The sequence below is a fragment of the Betaproteobacteria bacterium genome, from assembly GCA_016791345.1.
Lineage (GTDB): Bacteria > Pseudomonadota > Gammaproteobacteria > Burkholderiales > JAEUMW01 > JAEUMW01.
Map to the genome: position 1 here is coordinate 1 of JAEUMW010000021.1, position 3,527 is coordinate 3,527.

Genomic DNA, 3,527 nt, shown 5'->3' on the forward strand with positions numbered 1-3,527 from the left:
GACGCCGGACTCCATGCGCAGCGACACGCCGGAACTTGCGAAGTCCGGGGCGGCGACCCCGATCCGGATGAAGACGGCGGCGATCGCGTCGGCGTCGCGGGTGAAGACCTGCCCGATCAGCAGTCCACCCTGCTCGTCGCGACTCGTCGCAAGGTGCTGCGCCACATCCGCGTGCGCCTGCGCATCGACCACGACGACGCGCCCCCGATCGCACTGCGCCGTGATGCTCTCGACATCGGCAGCAGCGAGGCGTCGCGTCAGGTGCACGAGCGGCGCGCGTGGCAGCTCGGTCGTCTGTTCGCGCCACTGAATCACGTCGTAGCCTCGAAACCATGCGCACACTTGGGGCAGCGGACGCTGCCGCTACGCCCGGCCGGCAAGCGCAGGCCGGCGCCGCAGTGCGGACAGGTGCGAACCACGCGCCGCGCTTCGCCAGACGCATCCCGGCGGATCTGCGCCTCTGGCGCATCTCCCGCATCGAACTCGACGCGATCGGTGGGAAACGCCTGTGGAAACTTCCGCAGCGTCTGCACGTACCAGTGCAGTGCGGCCGGATTCGCGACCGACTGCGTGTTCACGATGAGCGGATCGAAGGTGACGAGCTGTGCGATGCGCCGGACGAAGAGGTCCATCCCCTCGCTCGGCAGCCATTTCGTCCCGAGGCAGACCACCCCGGACGGATACACGTTCGGATGGAAGATCGGCGTCGTGACCGTCGCGGCCGGCGGCATGAAGGGATAGCGCGCCGGCAGGTCGATGGCGAGCCGCGAGTTCGTGCGTCGATCCGACGGATAGCCGGAGGACGCCGCCGTCGCAAACCCCAGCTCGATCACGAAGCGCGACGAGCCGGGTGTGGGCAGCGCGAGGAGCCGGATGCGACCACGGGAGGCCGCGGCAAGCGCCTGCAGCCGTTCGACATCGGCGGCGAGACGAACCGGACTCGCCATGCGGTTCGCGTGAAGCCTTGACCGGCTTAACCAGCCACCAGCACCGGCTGCACCTCGAGCACGTCGCCGGGCTTGACGCCGCTCCTGGCGAGCGAATCGGCGGGCGCCAGCGCGCGTCCGGTGGTCGTGTTCACCAGCGTGTAATCGGTGTCGGCGGGCAGCGCCCAGTTGTCGACCGCCGCCTGGATGATCTCGCCGCCGGTGCTGCTCTCGCCCAGCGTAAGCTCCGCCTTGCGCGTCTGGTCCGCCGTGCGCACCAGCAACTTGACCTCTTGCGACATCCTCACTTCTCCTCGAAATCGAGACAGATCGATTCGTCCCCGACTTGCGCCAGCGCGTACTTGGCCGGTGGGGACGCGAGTCCGAACCGGCGCGAGAGTTCCTCGGCCGTGAACTCCTCGCGTATCTCCACGCGGACCGCGCTTACCCCACATGCCGCGCAGACCGTGATGCGATCGTCGAAGTCTGCCGCGCGCCGATCGACGCAAGCGGCACAGTGCGAGGTGTCGCCACAGCTCGCACACTGGCACGCGGTGACCACGGGGTCGCTCAGGCGCAGCACGAGATCGGGAGCCCGTGCCGATTGCCTCGTGCACTCCGACAGTCGTCGCAGCCAATCGTTTCCCGCGGCGATCACCTGCGGGCGGCGTGCGAAACCTGTGCAGTTCGGACACTCCGGCTGACGGTCGAGGCTCGTCAGCGTGCTCGTGCCGCGCAGCGTGTCGAAGAAGATCCGCTGCGCCGTGCCGTCTGCGGTCGCTGCGAACCGGAGCGCCGCCGAGGCGGCCAGCGCACCGGCAACGCTCGCCGTGATGGTCGTGGTCGGAATCTTCCGCTCGACGAAGGCCGCCTTCCTCAGCCAGCCGCACGAATAACGTTCGGCCACGCGCTGGTAGGCGGACGGTGGCAGGTGACATTCATAGCACGCCGGCAGCGTGCCGGCGGAAAACGGAAACGTCTCCACCGTGACGAAGCGGCTGTCGATGGCGGTGTTGACGAGATCGACACCGGCGATGAAACACATCTGGTCGACTCGCAGCCGTGCTTCGAAGTTGTCGACACCGCAGACCACGGCGCTGTACGTCGCAAGTGACGACAGCGTGAGCGTCCGCCAGAAATCGCCTTCGACCGCGCGCAGCTTCACGGCTGGATCGACTTCGCGGGCGCGCGCAACCACCGCTGCCGCCTTCGATTCGCCGACGTCCTCCGCGCGCAGGAAGATGCTGCGCGTGAGGTTGTGGATCTCGACGCGGTCGAAATCGTAGAGATCGATCGCGCCCGTGCCGAGCAGCGCGAGATTCTTCACCACCTCGTTGCCGACCGCGCCGGCGCCGATCACCGCAATGCGCGACGCCTGCACGCGCTCCTGGGAGAACCAGTCGATCAGGCTGTGACGCAGATAGCGATCCGTGTCCATCGCGCGGACGACGGTGGGAGGACTGCCGCGATCAGTCGTCGACGACGCGCACGGGACCCAGGTCGGTGCCGTCGCAGACCATGCAGCGACCGCCGTTCTCGCTCTTCAGCACAGCGAGGCTCTCGCTGTTGTAGACCGACAGACATTTGCCGCAACGGGAAAGCGGCCGCGTCGGATCGATCGCCGCGCTCGAATACGCGTCGCGCACGCCCGCGAGTTCGCTCCTGCGGACGATGTGGACAGTGCCGGAAGCCGCCGCCTTGCCATCGACAGCGAACCAGTCGGGCCAGCGCGGGCGCGGACGATACGTGGCGCCCCCGCGCGGTGCCGAAGACCAGTGGGAGATCAGCCAGAAACAGAAGCCGATGAAGAGGAGCAGAGGAAGGAGTCGCGCCATGACGGCCTGCAACGGATCAGCCTGCGAGGGGTTGACGCGCCGCCCCGGGGCGGCGCTCGCGCCGGATCAGAATTTGAGCGGTGCCGCGCCTTCCTGTTCCCACATCACGTCGACTTTCTGCGCGGCGGCATTGCGCAGGAGCTGGAGCAGCGGATAGGCACGCTGCGGCAGCGAGACGCGCGGCTCCTTTTCGTCGCCCGCCTCGCGCTGCGCGTCCTGTGTGGACTGCGGATCGGGCGGGAGCGGCGGCGGATTCTTAAGCGACTGCTCCAGCCGCTCGATGGCGGCCGGGATGTCCGCCGCGAGAATGGCGCTCGGCACGGTGCCGCTGTGCCCCATCATCTTGAGCAGATGCACCGCGACATTGCGGAACATCGTGAGCCGGCCCGCCTTGCTTTCGAATCGAATGAGCATGATCGCTATCCTAATGAGTTGCGCTGCGCTTGACCACCGCGCGAGTCGGTGGATCCGCGCTGCCACCACGAGAAGTCATGCTGCGGGTGAGACTCTCCGCTTCACCCGTAGCCGCGTTTCGTCTTGCCGCGAAACACCCAGTAGACGCAGATCGTGTAGATCGCAATCACCGGCAGGATGACGATCGCGCCGCGAAACAGGAAGTCGAGCGACGCGTCCGGGGCGGCAGCGCTGGCGACCGTGATGGTATACGGAATCATGTACGGCCAGAACATGACGCCGAGGGTGAGATAGGCGCTGAGGAAGAAAAGCGCCGCCATGGCGAACGGCACGCCGTCGCGCCGGCGCCAGG

At 67.5% G+C, this 3,527-nt stretch carries 7 protein-coding genes; all 7 read right to left on the reverse strand.

Annotation, left to right across the window (positions count from 1 at the left end):
* Window positions 1-315 (reverse strand): hypothetical protein (locus tag JNK68_00640; protein ID MBL8538853.1); only part of this gene is annotated, 315 nt, incomplete at its 3' end.
* Window positions 312-947: a hypothetical protein gene (locus JNK68_00645; protein MBL8538854.1), complete on the reverse strand. Its 636-nt coding sequence runs from the start codon at window positions 945-947 to the stop codon at window positions 312-314. The genes JNK68_00640 and JNK68_00645, both read right to left, overlap by 4 nt.
* A 26-nt stretch (window positions 948-973) precedes the next feature.
* Window positions 974-1,228, reverse strand: coding sequence for a hypothetical protein (locus tag JNK68_00650; GenBank protein MBL8538855.1), 255 nt, complete (start codon window positions 1,226-1,228; stop codon window positions 974-976).
* A gap of 2 nt (window positions 1,229-1,230) precedes the next feature.
* Window positions 1,231-2,364 carry a ThiF family adenylyltransferase gene (locus JNK68_00655; GenBank protein MBL8538856.1) on the reverse strand — a complete coding sequence of 378 codons (1,134 nt, stop codon included), beginning with the start codon at window positions 2,362-2,364 and terminating at the stop codon, window positions 1,231-1,233.
* A gap of 31 nt (window positions 2,365-2,395) precedes the next feature.
* A complete protein-coding gene (locus tag JNK68_00660; protein ID MBL8538857.1) occupies window positions 2,396-2,761 on the reverse strand; it encodes a hypothetical protein in 366 nt (121 codons plus the stop codon).
* Between the two features lie 66 nt (window positions 2,762-2,827).
* Window positions 2,828-3,175 carry a DUF1840 domain-containing protein gene (locus JNK68_00665; protein ID MBL8538858.1) on the reverse strand — a complete coding sequence of 116 codons (348 nt, stop codon included), beginning with the start codon at window positions 3,173-3,175 and terminating at the stop codon, window positions 2,828-2,830.
* A gap of 101 nt (window positions 3,176-3,276) precedes the next feature.
* Window positions 3,277-3,527, reverse strand: a 251-nt coding sequence (locus tag JNK68_00670) for a cytochrome d ubiquinol oxidase subunit II (GenBank protein ID MBL8538859.1), incomplete at its 5' end; no start/stop codon positions are given.

Coding starts and splice junctions, on each gene's coding strand:
- JNK68_00665 (MBL8538858.1), bottom strand. CDS start 3,175: ATGCTCATTCGATTCGAAAGCAAGGCGGGCCGGCTCACGATGTTCCGC.
- JNK68_00650 (MBL8538855.1), bottom strand. CDS start 1,228: ATGTCGCAAGAGGTCAAGTTGCTGGTGCGCACGGCGGACCAGACGCGC.
- JNK68_00655 (MBL8538856.1), bottom strand. CDS start 2,364: ATGGACACGGATCGCTATCTGCGTCACAGCCTGATCGACTGGTTCTCC.
- JNK68_00645 (MBL8538854.1), bottom strand. CDS start 947: ATGGCGAGTCCGGTTCGTCTCGCCGCCGATGTCGAACGGCTGCAGGCG.
- JNK68_00660 (MBL8538857.1), bottom strand. CDS start 2,761: ATGGCGCGACTCCTTCCTCTGCTCCTCTTCATCGGCTTCTGTTTCTGG.